Annotated in this window: 24 protein-coding genes and 1 pseudogene; 23 read left to right on the forward strand and 2 right to left on the reverse strand. The window is 66.5% G+C overall.

The features are described from left to right. Positions 1 to 239: 239 nt before the first annotated feature. Positions 240 to 527 carry an ATP-binding protein gene (locus OG718_RS32355; protein WP_398939687.1) on the reverse strand — a complete coding sequence of 96 codons (288 nt, stop codon included), beginning with the start codon at positions 525 to 527 and terminating at the stop codon, positions 240 to 242. Between OG718_RS32355 and OG718_RS32360 the strand changes: the two are divergent. Both OG718_RS32360 and OG718_RS32365 read left to right on the forward strand, forming a co-directional pair. Further along, positions 495 to 731: pseudogene (locus OG718_RS32360) on the forward strand (Scr1 family TA system antitoxin-like transcriptional regulator); the annotation flags it as partial. The gene OG718_RS32355 and the pseudogene OG718_RS32360 sit on opposite strands and share 33 nt — an antisense overlap. Further along, a complete protein-coding gene (locus OG718_RS32365) occupies positions 728 to 928 on the forward strand; it encodes a DUF397 domain-containing protein (RefSeq protein WP_328845843.1) in 201 nt (66 codons plus the stop codon). The pseudogene OG718_RS32360 and the gene OG718_RS32365, both read left to right, overlap by 4 nt. Before the next feature lie 11 nt (positions 929 to 939). Here OG718_RS32365 and OG718_RS32370 read toward each other — a convergent pair whose 3' ends face one another. Beyond that, positions 940 to 2,541, reverse strand: a complete 1,602-nt coding sequence (locus OG718_RS32370; protein ID WP_328845844.1) for a hypothetical protein — start codon at positions 2,539 to 2,541, stop codon at positions 940 to 942. 337 nt (positions 2,542 to 2,878) lie between these two features. Here OG718_RS32370 and OG718_RS32375 point away from each other — a divergent pair, with 337 nt between their 5' ends. The 21 genes from OG718_RS32375 to rpmD all read left to right on the forward strand — a co-directional run bounded on the left by OG718_RS32375 (position 2,879) and on the right by rpmD (position 13,500). Continuing rightward, the gene (locus OG718_RS32375; RefSeq protein ID WP_143642852.1) at positions 2,879 to 3,598 is read left to right on the forward strand and encodes a hypothetical protein; all 720 of its coding nucleotides are present in this window, start codon (positions 2,879 to 2,881) and stop codon (positions 3,596 to 3,598) included. A gap of 570 nt (positions 3,599 to 4,168) precedes the next feature. Then, on the forward strand, positions 4,169 to 4,477 hold the full coding sequence (rpsJ, locus tag OG718_RS32380) for a 30S ribosomal protein S10 (protein WP_003948644.1): 309 nt from the start codon (positions 4,169 to 4,171) through the stop codon (positions 4,475 to 4,477). Between the two features lie 17 nt (positions 4,478 to 4,494). Beyond that, positions 4,495 to 5,139 carry a 50S ribosomal protein L3 gene (gene rplC, locus OG718_RS32385; RefSeq protein ID WP_143642851.1) on the forward strand — a complete coding sequence of 215 codons (645 nt, stop codon included), beginning with the start codon at positions 4,495 to 4,497 and terminating at the stop codon, positions 5,137 to 5,139. 7 nt (positions 5,140 to 5,146) lie between these two features. Then, positions 5,147 to 5,800 (forward strand): 50S ribosomal protein L4, encoded by a 654-nt coding sequence (rplD, locus tag OG718_RS32390; protein ID WP_143642850.1) that lies wholly within the window; start codon positions 5,147 to 5,149, stop codon positions 5,798 to 5,800. Next, the gene (gene rplW, locus OG718_RS32395) at positions 5,800 to 6,216 is read left to right on the forward strand and encodes a 50S ribosomal protein L23 (RefSeq protein ID WP_143642849.1); all 417 of its coding nucleotides are present in this window, start codon (positions 5,800 to 5,802) and stop codon (positions 6,214 to 6,216) included. Before rplD ends, rplW begins: the two co-directional genes overlap by 1 nt. Before the next feature lie 39 nt (positions 6,217 to 6,255). After that, positions 6,256 to 7,092, forward strand: coding sequence for a 50S ribosomal protein L2 (gene rplB, locus OG718_RS32400; protein WP_055614926.1), 837 nt, complete (start codon positions 6,256 to 6,258; stop codon positions 7,090 to 7,092). 12 nt (positions 7,093 to 7,104) lie between these two features. Beyond that, on the forward strand, positions 7,105 to 7,386 hold the full coding sequence (gene rpsS, locus OG718_RS32405; RefSeq protein WP_006376029.1) for a 30S ribosomal protein S19: 282 nt from the start codon (positions 7,105 to 7,107) through the stop codon (positions 7,384 to 7,386). A 42-nt stretch (positions 7,387 to 7,428) separates the two neighbouring features. Beyond that, a complete protein-coding gene (gene rplV / locus OG718_RS32410) occupies positions 7,429 to 7,776 on the forward strand; it encodes a 50S ribosomal protein L22 (protein WP_006604878.1) in 348 nt (115 codons plus the stop codon). Continuing rightward, a complete protein-coding gene (gene rpsC / locus OG718_RS32415; RefSeq protein ID WP_055614925.1) occupies positions 7,776 to 8,627 on the forward strand; it encodes a 30S ribosomal protein S3 in 852 nt (283 codons plus the stop codon). The genes rplV and rpsC overlap by 1 nt, the downstream gene beginning before the upstream one ends. Positions 8,628 to 8,632: 5 nt before the next feature. Further along, positions 8,633 to 9,052 (forward strand): 50S ribosomal protein L16, encoded by a 420-nt coding sequence (gene rplP / locus OG718_RS32420; RefSeq protein WP_055614924.1) that lies wholly within the window; start codon positions 8,633 to 8,635, stop codon positions 9,050 to 9,052. Next, on the forward strand, positions 9,052 to 9,276 hold the full coding sequence (gene rpmC / locus OG718_RS32425; RefSeq protein WP_003998824.1) for a 50S ribosomal protein L29: 225 nt from the start codon (positions 9,052 to 9,054) through the stop codon (positions 9,274 to 9,276). Before rplP ends, rpmC begins: the two co-directional genes overlap by 1 nt. After that, a complete protein-coding gene (gene rpsQ / locus OG718_RS32430; protein WP_143642848.1) occupies positions 9,276 to 9,563 on the forward strand; it encodes a 30S ribosomal protein S17 in 288 nt (95 codons plus the stop codon). The genes rpmC and rpsQ overlap by 1 nt, the downstream gene beginning before the upstream one ends. 111 nt (positions 9,564 to 9,674) lie before the next feature. Further along, positions 9,675 to 10,043 carry a 50S ribosomal protein L14 gene (gene rplN, locus OG718_RS32435; protein ID WP_003992364.1) on the forward strand — a complete coding sequence of 123 codons (369 nt, stop codon included), beginning with the start codon at positions 9,675 to 9,677 and terminating at the stop codon, positions 10,041 to 10,043. 2 nt (positions 10,044 to 10,045) lie between these two features. Then, positions 10,046 to 10,369, forward strand: a complete 324-nt coding sequence (gene rplX / locus OG718_RS32440) for a 50S ribosomal protein L24 (protein ID WP_055614922.1) — start codon at positions 10,046 to 10,048, stop codon at positions 10,367 to 10,369. After that, on the forward strand, positions 10,369 to 10,926 hold the full coding sequence (rplE, locus tag OG718_RS32445; RefSeq protein ID WP_010986351.1) for a 50S ribosomal protein L5: 558 nt from the start codon (positions 10,369 to 10,371) through the stop codon (positions 10,924 to 10,926). Before rplX ends, rplE begins: the two co-directional genes overlap by 1 nt. 5 nt (positions 10,927 to 10,931) lie before the next feature. Continuing rightward, the gene (locus OG718_RS32450; RefSeq protein WP_003948630.1) at positions 10,932 to 11,117 is read left to right on the forward strand and encodes a type Z 30S ribosomal protein S14; all 186 of its coding nucleotides are present in this window, start codon (positions 10,932 to 10,934) and stop codon (positions 11,115 to 11,117) included. Between the two features lie 211 nt (positions 11,118 to 11,328). Then, positions 11,329 to 11,727 (forward strand): 30S ribosomal protein S8, encoded by a 399-nt coding sequence (gene rpsH, locus OG718_RS32455; RefSeq protein ID WP_055614920.1) that lies wholly within the window; start codon positions 11,329 to 11,331, stop codon positions 11,725 to 11,727. A gap of 21 nt (positions 11,728 to 11,748) precedes the next feature. Continuing rightward, positions 11,749 to 12,288: a 50S ribosomal protein L6 gene (gene rplF / locus OG718_RS32460; protein WP_143642847.1), complete on the forward strand. Its 540-nt coding sequence runs from the start codon at positions 11,749 to 11,751 to the stop codon at positions 12,286 to 12,288. A gap of 3 nt (positions 12,289 to 12,291) precedes the next feature. After that, positions 12,292 to 12,672, forward strand: coding sequence for a 50S ribosomal protein L18 (gene rplR / locus OG718_RS32465; protein ID WP_143642846.1), 381 nt, complete (start codon positions 12,292 to 12,294; stop codon positions 12,670 to 12,672). A gap of 43 nt (positions 12,673 to 12,715) precedes the next feature. After that, positions 12,716 to 13,318, forward strand: coding sequence for a 30S ribosomal protein S5 (gene rpsE, locus OG718_RS32470; RefSeq protein WP_055513610.1), 603 nt, complete (start codon positions 12,716 to 12,718; stop codon positions 13,316 to 13,318). Beyond that, positions 13,318 to 13,500, forward strand: coding sequence for a 50S ribosomal protein L30 (gene rpmD, locus OG718_RS32475; protein ID WP_006376032.1), 183 nt, complete (start codon positions 13,318 to 13,320; stop codon positions 13,498 to 13,500). Before rpsE ends, rpmD begins: the two co-directional genes overlap by 1 nt. Positions 13,501 to 13,502: the final 2 nt, after the last annotated feature.

Below are 13,502 nucleotides of genomic sequence, written 5' to 3' on the forward strand. Positions count from 1 at the left end.
AAGTTGTCTTGCTGCTTGGCTTGCTGGTTGTTCTCGGTTGTCGCGGGGCGAGCATATGCCCGCCAACCGGACGGAAATCCAGCTGAGTTGGCGATTGTCACCCTTGTGGGCGACTCGGCCTCGCGGTGCTGACGAGGTGCCTGGCGCGGCCCTGACGCGGAGGGTCGGGTTGGGTTTGGTGGGGTTCTCTCCCGAAGTTCTTTGAAGAGCTTTGATGTCGTGCGGGACCGGTCTGTCATTTACCGGGACGGGAAGTTCCGGGGGTCGGTGGCGGCGGGACCGATCTCGGCCCAGACCGTTTTGCGTGGGGGTGGGCCGGGGATCACGCCCCAGCGGTCGGCCAGTGCCTCGACGATGACGAGGCCGCGTCCCGACTCGGCTGTGGGTCTGCGGTGTTGGGGGCCCGGGACCGGTTGGTCGCCACGGGTGTCGGTCACCTCGATACGCAGGGTGCCGCCGATCACGTACAGCGTGAGCCGGAAGCCTCGACCCGCCTCCAGGTGATGCCGACAGCTCGCGCGGATCACCCGGGAACGGGCGGGCCGATCGAGGTGCTGAAATTCGGGGACGGCACGGCACTGGGCCGTACCGATGGTCAGTTCGGTGGGCGGACGGTCTCCGAACCGAGGCAGCTCCGGGTCCTTGAGCTGCGATATGGCATCACCCGGGCTCAGGCGCTGACGCCAGGGGAATCGCTGGTCTTCATCGAACAGGTGCTGGGAGAGACATGACTGTCGGGGACGCTTTCGAGCTGACGTGGTTCAAGAGCAGCTACAGCAGCAGTAGCAATGGCGAGGACTGCGTCGAGATAGCCGCGACCTCCGCCACCATCCACGTCCGAGACTCCAAGAATGCCGAAGGCCCACAGGTCACGCTCAGTCTGGCGGCCCGGTCGTCGTTCGTGGCGTCCCTGTCGACGGCTCAGTAGAACGGGGCTGGTCACCCCGAGGCCAACTGTTCCGCTATCTCCTGGATCCAATCGCCGGTCTTCGCCGGGTCGTTGAGGGTCTCAACCCACGCTTCCGGCTCCAGCTTGTGCTTGGCGGGGCCGGATTTGAGAGCGATGAGCAGGGATCTGGCGGACTCCCGCATCTCGGCCGTCGTGCTGCCGCTCCCGGAGATGTCGGGACCCGCCGCCAGGGCGTAGATCTCGCGCGCCATGGCCTGGCGTTCGCCCTTCGACACCTTCTTCCAGAACTTCAGGGCATGCTGCAGTGACTCCTTGCGGGACGCGGCCTCCGCGGGGGTCTCGCCCTTCGGCGCCCAGCGCTCGGGGTGGTGGACCTCTTCGTAGCGCTTCGTGGCGGCGCGGAGCGCCTTGTACATGGTGACGCCGAGGACGAGGCCGGCCCCGGCCCCGGCGAGGCCCCATCCGACCGGGTTGCTCGCCAGCCCGACCGTTCCCGCCGCGACCGCCGTCACGATGCCGGCGGCGGCCTTGGTGGACTCGCCCCCGCCGCTGACCGTCTCCTTGCCCATCTTGGTGAGCTGCTTCTTCTTCGCGTAGCCCTGCACGGTGCTCAGCTTTTCCACGTCTCGTTCGGCGTGCTGGAGGGTCTCGGCGGCGTCACGGGCTTCGCCCATCGCATCCCAGGCGGCGTCGATGGCCTCGGAGACGAGCTCCAGCCGTTCCGGGCCGTCGTGGGCCCAGTAGGCGTCCAGTGCGACGTAGGCCTCCGCGGCGGCCCAGCCGGCTTGCTCCCGTGACTCGTTCAGCCGGGCCAGTGACCCGGCCTGGACGACGTGGGGGTCTCCCAGCTTCTTGATCTGCCGGTACTTGCCGGCCGCTCCGCCGACGCGGAAGGCGGACCGCATGCCCTTGATCGCGCCGATGGAAGCGCTGGCGATACCGCTCGCCTCGGACGCCACCGCGGCGTCCGCCGCCTTCTGGACCTTGGTCACCTCCTTGGCGATGGCGGCGCTGTAGCTTCCCGAATTGGCGGCGCCGACAACCGCGTCGGCCCCCTTGGTCTTGGCCTTCTTCTTCGCCGTGTGGTGGTTGGCCCCGGTCTCGTGCTTCTTGGCGTCCTTCATGTTCTTGTACGCGTCCATGCCACTGACCACGGTGCCGGCGGCCTCCGTGAGGAGGTTCCCCGACGCCGCGGAGGTCCCCGAGGCGGCGGTGGAGTGCTTGAGGCCCTCATTGGCCGAGACGGCGGCCTGCTGGGTGAAGGCCGCGTTGGTGGGGGTCTGGAAGCCCTTGATGAAGGTGTCGATGGGTTCGAGATTCTTCTTGAACCTGTCGAGGAGCGCGGCGATCCGGTCGCGATAGTTCTTCTTCTTCGCTCCGGCGGACGCGCCGCCGTTCTCCGCCGCTCTGTCTCTCTCGGTGTCCCGGGCGGGGTCTCGGGCGGTGTCCCGGGCGCGCTGCACCGCCGCGGTCGTGGCCCGGTTGCCGGCGCGGGACTGCATCGCGAGGAGGGCGTGCTCCGTCGAACGTGCGGACGTACTCCCGGTCCGGCTCCCTTCCCGACGCTGCTGGGCCGACGTCAGGACGGCCGCAGACTGCCGTGTCGAGGTGCGGTGGATCGGGGTGCTCATGGATGGGCCTCTCCTGTACCGGACCGGGCGAGGCGAAGGTAGCCCCACCTGGCAAACAGAAGGGGAGCGGCGGGGAAACTCCTCGCAGATGCTGTGGGGCGCGTGCGGTGGGTCGCTCGGGCCGAGCACGCCGGCCGGCGGGGAGTTCGCGTTCACTACGGCCACGACAAGGAGGCAGGGATGCTTGAAGGAGTGCTGATCGCCGAGAGTCTGCGGCCGGACGCCCCGTCGGAGTCCCTGAACAGCAACTCGACTGGCCTTGACCGGCAGGCCTGACCTCGGGATCCGAACTGTTCTTTCCTTGGCATGAACCGCGCCGCGGAAAGGGAAAGCTGTAATGAGTAATGAACACGCTTCGTGTGTCTTCTGCGGGGAGTTCGTCCTGCACATCCCCGGGTGGGCCAGCAGTGTTCCTTCGTACCGCCTCATGCGGGCGACCTGGCAGGAGGACCACGCGTTCGTGGTCGGGTCGCTCCACTTCTCCTGCCTGCGTGCCTCGCCCGCCCGGTCGGAGTTCGCCGCCGAGTTCGCGCAGATCGCGACAGGACACGGAAGGGAGATCACGTATCAGGCGGCCGGCGAGACCCAGACCCTGATCCAGCCCGGCCTCGGCTACGTCGAGCAGATCTTCCGGGGCGACGAATGCGCCATCCATCGCAGTGACACCCGGGACAGCTGGCTCGTGCAGGAGTACGCCGGGCCCTGGTACGTGCTGGACCGGCCCCAGTTGGAGGACATCGCGCAGGGGAAGCAGCCTCGTCTCGACCCCGGTGTGGAGCGGATCGTGCTCCCGAGTGAGCCGATGGCCAATCTCGCCGATGCCACGCTTCCCGAACTCCTGGACAGCCTCGGCGTCACGGACCGGTATCCGGGCCTCGCGGCGGGGGAGCCGGAGTACGAGTTCTGGAAGTACTTCGCCCCGAAGCGCGTACTGGAGTACGCGGTGATCGCGACCCCGCCCCTGCCGACGGAGGCGGCCGCGTTCCTGCGTGACTACGCCCCGGGCTATCAGCCGATCGACTTCGACGCACTCGAACGCGACGAGCCCCGGAGCTGAGAAGCCGGACGACGTGGGCCGGGGGCGGGCCCGCCGACCGCGAGCGACCGCGATCGTGTCGCGAGTGCAGGACGGCTGCGAGACCGGGCGCCTCACGCCCCGAGGGTGCCCCGCAGTGAGGGCCCGCCCGGCCCGCCCGTGCGAGCCTGTGTTTGACCTGCGTCACCCTGCGGGTATTCTCTCCGGCTCGATTGGCCAGCCGTATGCCCCGTATGGCAGACTGTCGGGGTTGCTCGGTTGAGTGCCGATGCTGCGCGCCTCCCGCCGGGAGGACCGGAAGCGAGTCCCACAGTACTCGTCGCTCCAACTGCCGTAAGGCAGCGCTGGGGCGGACGTACGGGAATCTTCCGGGAAGTGTCAGCGGGGTACCGGCCAGGCGCCCGGTGGGTGTTCAGCCCCCGGTCCAGCGGTTGTCTTTTGGGCTCGACCGCGTCCCTCGGCAGGGAAAATCCACTCGTGGATATCTCTGTCAGCAGGAGCGCGACACGCCCGACCGCGTGGGTCGGAGGCAAGGGACGCGAACCCCCGGGTTCCAGAGCGTTAAACGAGACTAAGGACTACTGAGTAGCCATGGCGGGACAGAAGATCCGCATCCGGCTCAAGGCCTACGACCACGAGGTCATCGACAGCTCGGCGAAGAAGATCGTCGAGACGGTGACGCGAACTGGTGCGTCTGTCGCGGGCCCGGTGCCGCTGCCCACTGAGAAGAACGTGTACTGCGTCATCAAGTCGCCGCACAAGTACAAGGACTCGCGCGAGCACTTCGAGATGCGCACGCACAAGCGCCTGATCGACATTCTCGACCCGACGCCCAAGACCGTTGACTCCCTGATGCGACTCGACCTCCCGGCCGGTGTCGACATCGAGATCAAGCTCTAGGGGCCGGTGATCTGAGAATGGCTAAGCAGATCAAGGGCATCCTGGGCGAGAAGCTCGGCATGACGCAGGTGTGGGACGAGAACAACCGTGTTGTTCCCGTGACGGTCGTCAAGGCCAGCCCCAACGTCGTCACCCAGGTCCGTACGAATGACTCCGACGGCTACGAAGCGGTCCAGATCGCCTTCGGCGAGATCGACCCGCGCAAGGTGAACAAGCCCCTCAAGGGTCACTTCGCCAAGGCCGACGTCACCCCCCGCCGCCACCTCGTCGAGATCCGCACCGCGGACGCCTCCGAGTACACGCTCGGCCAGGAGATCTCCGCTGAGGTCTTCGAGTCCGGCGTCAAGGTGGACGTGACCGGCACGAGCAAGGGCAAGGGCTTCGCCGGTGTCATGAAGCGTCACAACTTCAAGGGACTCGGCGCCGGTCACGGCACCCAGCGCAAGCACCGCTCTCCCGGCTCCATCGGTGGCTGTGCCACCCCGGGCCGTGTGTTCAAGGGCCTCCGCATGGCGGGTCGCATGGGCAACGAGCGGGTCACCACCCAGAACCTGACCGTCCACGCCGTTGACGCGGAGAAGGGTCTGCTGCTCATCAAGGGCGCGGTTCCCGGTCCGAACGGCGGCCTCGTCCTGGTCCGCACTGCGGCCAAGGGGGCCTGAGGTAACGATGAGCACTGTTGACATCCTTTCGCCGGCAGGCGACAAGACCGGGACGGTCGAGCTCCCCGCGGAGATCTTCGACGTCGAGAAGATCAGCATCCCGCTGCTTCACCAGGTCGTAGTCGCCCAGCTGGCCGCTGCCCGCCAGGGCACGCACAAGACCAAGACCCGCGGCGAGGTTCGCGGTGGCGGTAAGAAGCCTTACCGCCAGAAGGGCACCGGCCGCGCCCGTCAGGGCTCGACCCGCGCCCCGCAGTTCGCCGGTGGTGGCGTCGTCCACGGCCCGCAGCCGCGTGACTACTCGCAGCGGACCCCGAAGAAGATGAAGGCCGCGGCCCTGCGCCACGCCCTCACCGACCGGGCCCGCAACGCTCGCATCCACGTCGTCACCGGCGTGGTCGACGGCGAGATCTCCACGAAGGCCGCGAAGTCCCTGCTGGGCAAGATCAGCGAGCGCAAGAACGTGCTCCTGGTCATCTCCCGCGAGGACGAGCAGGGCCTGCTCTCCGCACGCAACCTGCCCCAGGTGCACATCCTGGAGCCGGGCCAGCTGAACACGTACGACGTTCTCGTCTCGGACGACGTGGTCTTCACCCAGGCCGCATTCGAGTCCTTCGTGTCTGGCCCCAAGGCCGCTGACACCGAAGGGAGCGAAGCCTGATGGCTACGCGTCACCCGAGCATCGCCTCGAAGGCCGCCAAGGCCAAGAAGGTCGCGCGCGTCGCCAAGGCGAAGCGCCACGCCACCGAGGGCAAGAACACCGTCGAGACCCCGCTGAGCAAGTCCTTCACGGATCCCCGTGACGTGCTCCTCAAGCCGGTCGTCTCGGAGAAGAGCTACGCGCTTCTCGATGAGGGCAAGTACACCTTCATCGTCGCGCCCGGCTCCAACAAGACGCAGATCAAGGAGGCCGTCCAGGCGGTCTTCTCGGTCAAGGTCACCGGGGTCAACACGATCAACCGTCAGGGCAAGCGCAAGCGCACCCGCACCGGCTTCGGCAAGCGTGCGGACAGCAAGCGCGCGATCGTGACCCTCGCTGAGGGCGACCGTATCGACATCTTCGGCCAGGCCTCCTAACGGAGCGCCCTGGTCCGAATATCGGACGAGGACTGAGAAATGGGAATCCGCAAGTACAAGCCGACTACGCCGGGCCGTCGTGGCTCCAGCGTCGCCGACTTCGTCGAGGTCACGCGGTCCACGCCGGAGAAGTCGCTGGTTCGCCCGCTGCACAGCAAGGGCGGCCGTAACAATTCCGGTCGTGTGACCGTTCGCCACCAGGGTGGTGGACACAAGCGCGCCTACCGTGTCATCGACTTCCGTCGCCATGACAAGGACGGCGTGCCGGCGAAGGTCGCGCACATCGAGTACGACCCCAACCGCACCGCGCGCATCGCGCTGCTTCACTACGCGGACGGCGAGAAGCGCTACATCCTCGCCCCCCGCAACCTGTCGCAGGGCGACCGCGTCGAGAACGGTCCCGGGGCCGACATCAAGCCGGGCAACAACCTGGCCCTCCGCAACATCCCGGTCGGTACCACGATCCACGCGATCGAGCTCCGTCCCGGTGGCGGTGCCAAGTTCGCCCGCTCCGCCGGTGCCTCTGTGCAGCTGCTCGCGAAGGAGGGCCAGATGGCCCACCTGCGCATGCCGTCCGGAGAGATCCGCCTGGTCGACGTGCGCTGCCGCGCCACCGTCGGCGAGGTCGGCAACGCCGAGCAGTCGAACATCAACTGGGGCAAGGCCGGCCGCAAGCGCTGGCTGGGCGTCCGCCCGACCGTTCGCGGTGTGGCGATGAACCCGGTTGACCACCCGCACGGTGGTGGTGAAGGCAAGACTTCCGGTGGTCGCCACCCGGTCTCGCCGTGGGGTCAGAAGGAGGGTCGTACTCGTTCGCCGAAGAAGGCTTCGAACAAGTACATCGTCCGCCGCCGCAAGACGAACAAGAAGCGCTAGGAGCGGGTTTAGATGCCGCGCAGTCTCAAGAAGGGGCCCTTCGTCGACGACCACCTCATCAAGAAGGTGGACGTACAGAACGAAGCCGGTTCCAAGAACGTCATCAAGACCTGGTCCCGTCGCTCGATGATCATCCCGGCCATGCTCGGCCACACGATCGCGGTGCACAACGGCAAGACCCACATCCCGGTGTTTGTCACCGAGTCGATGGTCGGCCACAAGCTCGGCGAGTTCTCGCCGACGCGCACCTTCCGGGGTCACGTCAAGGACGACCGGAAGTCGAAGCGCCGCTAACGCGGGGTGGAATCGACCATGACAGACACTGGAAGGACAACCATGGAAGCCAGGGCCCAGGCGCGGTACATCCGCGTTACGCCCATGAAGGCCCGCCGCGTGGTGGACCTTATCCGTGGCATGGATGCCACGGAGGCTCAGGCGGTCCTGCGTTTCGCCCCGCAGGCCGCGAGCGTGCCGGTCGGCAAGGTGCTTGACAGCGCCATTGCCAACGCCGCACACAACTACGACCACACCGACGCCGGCAGCCTTGTCATCTCCGAGGCTTACGTCGACGAGGGCCCGACCCTGAAGCGGTTCCGTCCGCGTGCCCAGGGCCGCGCCTACCGGATCCGCAAGCGGACCAGCCACATCACCGTGGTCGTCAGCAGCAAGGAAGGAACCCGGTAATGGGCCAGAAGGTTAACCCGCATGGGTTCCGGCTCGGCATCACCACGGACTTCAAGTCCCGGTGGTACGCCGACAAGCTGTACAAGGACTACGTCAAGGAAGACGTCGCCATCCGTCGGATGATGACGTCCGGCATGGAGCGCGCCGGCATCTCGAAGGTTGAGATCGAGCGCACCCGTGACCGCGTCCGTGTGGACATCCACACCGCGCGCCCGGGCATCGTCATCGGCCGTCGTGGCGCCGAGGCCGACCGCATCCGCGGTGACCTCGAGAAGCTGACCGGCAAGCAGGTCCAGCTGAACATCCTTGAGGTCAAGAGCCCGGAGACGGACGCTCAGCTGGTGGCCCAGGCCGTCGCCGAGCAGCTGTCCTCCCGCGTCTCCTTCCGTCGTGCCATGCGCAAGAGCATGCAGGGCACGATGAAGGCCGGCGCCAAGGGCATCAAGATCCAGTGTGGTGGCCGTCTCGGCGGCGCCGAGATGTCCCGCTCGGAGTTCTACCGCGAGGGCCGTGTGCCCCTGCACACGCTCCGCGCGAACGTCGACTACGGCTTCTTCGAGGCCAAGACGACCTTCGGCCGCATCGGTGTGAAGGTCTGGATCTACAAGGGCGACGTCAAGAACATCGCCGAGGTCCGCGCCGAGAACGCCGCAGCCCGCGCGGGTAACCGCCCGGCCCGCGGCGGCGGCCCGGGCGGCGACCGCCCGGCCCGCGGCGGTGGCCGCGGTGGCGAGCGTGGCGGCCGCGGCCGCAAGCCGCAGCAGCAGTCCGCGCCGGCTGCCGAGGCCCCCAAGGCCGACGCTCCCGCCGCCGCTGCCGCTCCGGCTGAGAGCACCGGAACGGAGGCCTGACCGAAATGCTGATCCCCCGTAGGGTCAAGCACCGCAAGCAGCACCACCCCAAGCGCCGTGGTCAGGCCAAGGGTGGTACGGAGGTTTCGTTCGGCGAGTACGGCATTCAGGCCCTCACGCCGGCGTACGTGACGAACCGCCAGATCGAGGCGGCTCGTATCGCGATGACCCGTCACATCAAGCGTGGCGGCAAGGTCTGGATCAACATCTACCCGGACCGCCCGCTGACCAAGAAGCCCGCCGAGACCCGCATGGGTTCCGGTAAGGGTTCCCCCGAGTGGTGGGTCGCGAACGTGCACCCGGGCCGGGTCATGTTCGAGCTGTCCTACCCCAACGAGAAGATCGCCCGTGAGGCCCTCACTCGCGCAGCCCACAAGCTGCCGATGAAGTGCCGGATCGTCAAGCGCGAGGCAGGTGAAGCGTGATGTCGGCCGGTACCAAGGCGTCCGAGCTGCGCGAACTGGGTGACGAGGAGCTTCTCGCGAAGCTCCGCGAAGCCAAGGAAGAGCTGTTCAACCTCCGCTTCCAGGCGGCGACCGGTCAGCTCGAGAACCACGGTCGGCTGAAGGCCGTCCGCAAGGACATCGCGCGGATCTACACCCTGATGCGTGAGCGCGAGCTGGGCATCGAGACGGTGGAGAGCGCCTGATGAGCGAGAGCAACGTGACTGAAGAGACCAAGACGAGCCGCGGTTTCCGCAAGACCCGTGAGGGTCTGGTCGTCAGCGACAAGATGGACAAGACCGTCGTCGTCGCTGTCGAGGACCGCGTCAAGCACGCGCTGTACGGCAAGGTCATCCGCCGTACGAACAAGCTCAAGGCCCACGACGAGCAGAACGCCGCGGGCGTCGGCGACCGAGTCATCATCATGGAGACCCGGCCGCTGTCCGCGACGAAGCGCTGGCGCATCGTCGAGATCCTCGAGAAGGCCAAGTAATTCTCCTGCGGGGCACCCCCCGCAGGACAGTTCCGCCAGGCTCGGCAGGGGTCCGAATCCCGTACAGGACAAGGCCCCTGCCGGGAACCGGCAGACAATCAGGAGATAGACGTGATCCAGCAGGAGTCGCGACTGCGTGTCGCCGACAACACTGGTGCGAAGGAGATCCTTTGCATCCGTGTGCTCGGTGGCTCCGGTCGCCGCTACGCGGGCATCGGTGACGTGATCGTCGCCACCGTCAAGGACGCGATCCCCGGCGGCAACGTGAAGAAGGGTGACGTCATCAAGGCGGTCATCGTTCGCACCGTCAAGGAGCGCCGCCGTCCGGACGGCTCGTACATCCGCTTCGACGAGAACGCCGCCGTCATTCTGAAGAACGACGGCGACCCTCGCGGCACCCGCATCTTCGGCCCGGTGGGCCGGGAGCTGCGCGAGAAGAAGTTCATGAAGATCATCTCGCTCGCGCCGGAGGTGCTGTAAGCATGAAGATCAAGAAGGGCGACCTGGTACAGGTCATCACCGGTAAGGACAAGGGCAAGCAGGGCAAGGTCATCGCGGCCTACCCCCGCGAGGACCGCGTCCTGGTCGAGGGTGTCAACCGGGTCAAGAAGCACACCAAGGCCGGCCCGACCGCTCGCGGTTCGCAGGCCGGTGGCATCGTCACGACCGAGGCGCCCGTCCACGTCTCCAACGTCCAGCTGGTCGTTGAGAAGGACGGTAACAAGGTCGTCACGCGTGTCGGTTACCGCTTCGACGACGAGGGCAACAAGGTTCGCGTTGCCAAGCGGACGGGTGAGGACATCTGATGGCTACCACCACGACTCCGCGTCTCAAGACGAAGTACCGCGAGGAGATCGCGGGCAAGCTGCAGGAAGAGTTCTCCTACGAGAACGTCATGCAGACCCCGGGCCTCGTCAAGATCGTGGTCAACATGGGTGTGGGCGACGCCGCCCGCGACTCCAAGCTGATCGACGGCGCGATTCGCGACCTCACCACGATCACCGGCCAGAAGCCGGCCGTCACCAAGGCCCGTAAGTCCATCGCGCAGTTCAAGCTGCGTGAGGGCCAGCCGATCGGTGCCCACGTCACGCTTCGTGGCGACCGCATGTGGGAGTTCCTGGACCGCACCCTGTCGCTCGCGCTGCCGCGCATCCGCGACTTCCGTGGTCTGTCCCCCAAGCAGTTCGACGGCCGTGGCAACTACACCTTCGGTCTCACGGAGCAGGTCATGTTCCACGAGATCGACCAGGACAAGATCGACCGCGTCCGGGGTATGGACATCACCGTGGTCACCACGGCGACCAACGACGCCGAAGGCCGTGCCCTTCTCCGTCACCTCGGCTTCCCCTTCAAGGAGGCGTAAGCGAGATGGCGAAGAAGGCTCTGATTGCCAAGGCTGCTCGTAAGCCCAAGTTCGGCGTACGTGGCTACACGCGCTGCCAGCGCTGCGGCCGTCCGCACTCCGTGTACCGCAAGTTCGGCCTCTGCCGTGTGTGCCTTCGTGAGATGGCTCACCGTGGCGAGCTGCCGGGCGTGACCAAGAGCTCCTGGTAGTCCCGTACTTCGGGATTCCAGAGGCTCTCGGTAAGTAAAGGGCGATGTCGGGCGCCCACCCCTCCATGGCTTAGGCTAGGAGGGTTGGGCGCCTGGACGCCCGTACGACTTACTACGCCGTAGGTCCCCGCACCGCACCCGTCCCGCCACTGAGTGGGGAGAGGGATGGCGCATACAGGAAACCCCGGCGAGAGAGGCCGAAGGCCAATTCATGACCATGACTGATCCCATCGCAGACATGCTTACTCGTCTGCGTAACGCGAACTCGGCGTACCACGACGATGTCGCGATGCCGCACAGCAAGATCAAGTCTCACATCGCGGAGATCCTCCAGCAGGAGGGCTTCATCACCGGCTGGAAGGTCGAGGACGCCGAGGTCGGCAAGAAGCTCGTCCTCGAGCTGAAGTTCGGCCCGAACCGTGAGCGCTCCATCGCGGGCATCAAGCGGATCTCGAAGCCGGGTCTGCGTGTGTACGCGAAGTCCACCTCCCTGCCCAAGGTGCTCGGTGGCCTCGGCGTGGCGATCATCTCCACGTCGCACGGTCTCCTCACCGACAAGCAGGCCGGCAAGAAGGGCGTAGGCGGAGAAGTTCTCGCCTACGTCTGGTAGCGGAAGGGAACGGAAGAAGCTATGTCGCGTATTGGCAAGCTCCCCATCACGGTTCCCGCCGGCGTGGACGTCACCATCGACGGCCGTACGGTTTCGGTGAAGGGCCCCAAGGGCTCTCTCTCCCACACCGTCGCGGCGCCGATCGAGATCGCTAAGGGCGAGGACGGCATTCTCAATGTCACCCGCCCGAACGACGAGCGTCAGAACAAGGCCCTGCACGGCCTGTCCCGCACGCTGGTGGCGAACATGATCACCGGCGTGACCACGGGTTACGTGAAGAAGCTCGAAATCAGCGGTGTCGGTTACCGAGTCCTGGCGAAGGGTTCCAACCTGGAGTTCTCGCTCGGCTACAGCCACTCGATCACTGTCGAGGCCCCCGAGGGCATCACCTTCAAGGTCGAGAACCCCACGCGGTTCTCGGTCGAGGGCATCGACAAGCAGAAGGTCGGAGAGGTTGCGGCCAACATCCGCAAGCTGCGCAAGCCCGACCCGTACAAGGCCAAGGGTGTCAAGTACGAGGGCGAAGTCATCCGCCGCAAGGTCGGAAAGGCGGGTAAGTAAGCCATGGCATACGGTACGAAGATCGCTAAGGGCGACGCTTACAAGCGTGCTGCCATCAAGCGGCGCCACATCCGGATCCGTAAGAAGGTCAACGGAACGGCTGAGCGTCCTCGCCTGGTCGTGACGCGCTCGAACCGCCACATCGTGGCCCAGGTCATCGACGACATCAAGGGTCACACCCTGGCGTCGGCGTCGACCCTGGACACGTCGATCCGTGGCGAGGGCGAGAAGTCGGCGCAGGCCGGCAAGGTCGGCGCTCTTGTCGCCGAGCGTGCCAAGGCCGCCGGTGTCGAGGCTGTCGTATTCGACCGTGGTGGCAACCAGTACGCCGGGCGCATCGCTGCCCTGGCGGACGCCGCCCGCGAGGCCGGACTCAAGTTCTGAGTCCTGGTTCCGTAGCTAGCGGAAACAGAGAGAGGTAATTCCAATGGCTGGACCCCAGCGCCGCGGAAGCGGTGCCGGTGGCGGCGAGCGGCGGGACCGGAAGGGCCGTGACGGCGGCGCTGCTGCCGAGAAGACCGCGTACGTTGAGCGCGTTGTCGCGATCAACCGCGTCGCCAAGGTTGTGAAGGGTGGTCGTCGCTTCAGCTTCACTGCGCTCGTCGTAGTGGGCGATGGCGATGGCACCGTCGGTGTCGGCTACGGCAAGGCCAAGGAGGTGCCGGCCGCCATCGCCAAGGGTGTTGAGGAGGCCAAGAAGCACTTCTTCAAGGTCCCCCGTATCCAGGGCACCATCCCGCACCCGATCACGGGCGAGAAGGCCGCGGGCGTCGTCCTGCTCAAGCCTGCTTCCCCCGGTACCGGCGTTATCGCCGGTGGCCCGGTGCGTGCTGTCCTCGAGTGCGCCGGCGTCCACGACATCCTGTCGAAGTCGCTCGGCTCGTCCAACGCGATCAACATCGTGCACGCGACCGTGGCGGCCCTCAAGGGCCTGCAGCGTCCCGAGGAGATCGCGGCCCGCCGCGGTCTGCCCCTCGAGGACGTCGCCCCCGCGGCTCTGCTTCGTGCGCGTGCGGGAGCGGGTGCGTAATGGCTCGCCTCAAGGTCACGCAGACGAAGTCGTACATCGGCAGCAAGCAGAACCACCGTGACACTCTGCGGTCCCTTGGTCTCAAGGGGATCAACACCGTGGTCGTCAAGGAGGACCGCCCCGAGTTCCGCGGAATGGTTCACACCGTCCGCCACCTCGTGACGGTTGAGGAGGTCGACTGATC

The organism is Streptomyces sp. NBC_00258 (genome assembly GCF_036182465.1).
GTDB lineage: Bacteria > Actinomycetota > Actinomycetes > Streptomycetales > Streptomycetaceae > Streptomyces.

Bases quoted from the DNA above. Each gene is read 5' to 3' on its own strand.
- rpsJ (WP_003948644.1), top strand. From the start codon at position 4,169: ATGGCGGGACAGAAGATCCGCATCCGGCTCAAGGCCTACGACCACGAG.
- rpsH (WP_055614920.1), top strand. From the start codon at position 11,329: ATGACCATGACTGATCCCATCGCAGACATGCTTACTCGTCTGCGTAAC.
- rplP (WP_055614924.1), top strand. From the start codon at position 8,633: ATGCTGATCCCCCGTAGGGTCAAGCACCGCAAGCAGCACCACCCCAAG.
- rplW (WP_143642849.1), top strand. From the start codon at position 5,800: ATGGCTACGCGTCACCCGAGCATCGCCTCGAAGGCCGCCAAGGCCAAG.
- rplB (WP_055614926.1), top strand. From the start codon at position 6,256: ATGGGAATCCGCAAGTACAAGCCGACTACGCCGGGCCGTCGTGGCTCC.
- rpmD (WP_006376032.1), top strand. From the start codon at position 13,318: ATGGCTCGCCTCAAGGTCACGCAGACGAAGTCGTACATCGGCAGCAAG.
- OG718_RS32365 (WP_328845843.1), top strand. From the start codon at position 728: ATGACTGTCGGGGACGCTTTCGAGCTGACGTGGTTCAAGAGCAGCTAC.
- rpsE (WP_055513610.1), top strand. From the start codon at position 12,716: ATGGCTGGACCCCAGCGCCGCGGAAGCGGTGCCGGTGGCGGCGAGCGG.
- rplV (WP_006604878.1), top strand. From the start codon at position 7,429: ATGGAAGCCAGGGCCCAGGCGCGGTACATCCGCGTTACGCCCATGAAG.
- OG718_RS32375 (WP_143642852.1), top strand. From the start codon at position 2,879: ATGAGTAATGAACACGCTTCGTGTGTCTTCTGCGGGGAGTTCGTCCTG.
- rplE (WP_010986351.1), top strand. From the start codon at position 10,369: ATGGCTACCACCACGACTCCGCGTCTCAAGACGAAGTACCGCGAGGAG.
- rplC (WP_143642851.1), top strand. From the start codon at position 4,495: ATGGCTAAGCAGATCAAGGGCATCCTGGGCGAGAAGCTCGGCATGACG.
- OG718_RS32370 (WP_328845844.1), bottom strand. From the start codon at position 2,541: ATGAGCACCCCGATCCACCGCACCTCGACACGGCAGTCTGCGGCCGTC.
- rpsQ (WP_143642848.1), top strand. From the start codon at position 9,276: ATGAGCGAGAGCAACGTGACTGAAGAGACCAAGACGAGCCGCGGTTTC.
- rplR (WP_143642846.1), top strand. From the start codon at position 12,292: ATGGCATACGGTACGAAGATCGCTAAGGGCGACGCTTACAAGCGTGCT.
- rplF (WP_143642847.1), top strand. From the start codon at position 11,749: ATGTCGCGTATTGGCAAGCTCCCCATCACGGTTCCCGCCGGCGTGGAC.
- rpsS (WP_006376029.1), top strand. From the start codon at position 7,105: ATGCCGCGCAGTCTCAAGAAGGGGCCCTTCGTCGACGACCACCTCATC.
- rpmC (WP_003998824.1), top strand. From the start codon at position 9,052: ATGTCGGCCGGTACCAAGGCGTCCGAGCTGCGCGAACTGGGTGACGAG.
- rpsC (WP_055614925.1), top strand. From the start codon at position 7,776: ATGGGCCAGAAGGTTAACCCGCATGGGTTCCGGCTCGGCATCACCACG.
- rplX (WP_055614922.1), top strand. From the start codon at position 10,046: ATGAAGATCAAGAAGGGCGACCTGGTACAGGTCATCACCGGTAAGGAC.
- rplD (WP_143642850.1), top strand. From the start codon at position 5,147: ATGAGCACTGTTGACATCCTTTCGCCGGCAGGCGACAAGACCGGGACG.
- OG718_RS32450 (WP_003948630.1), top strand. From the start codon at position 10,932: ATGGCGAAGAAGGCTCTGATTGCCAAGGCTGCTCGTAAGCCCAAGTTC.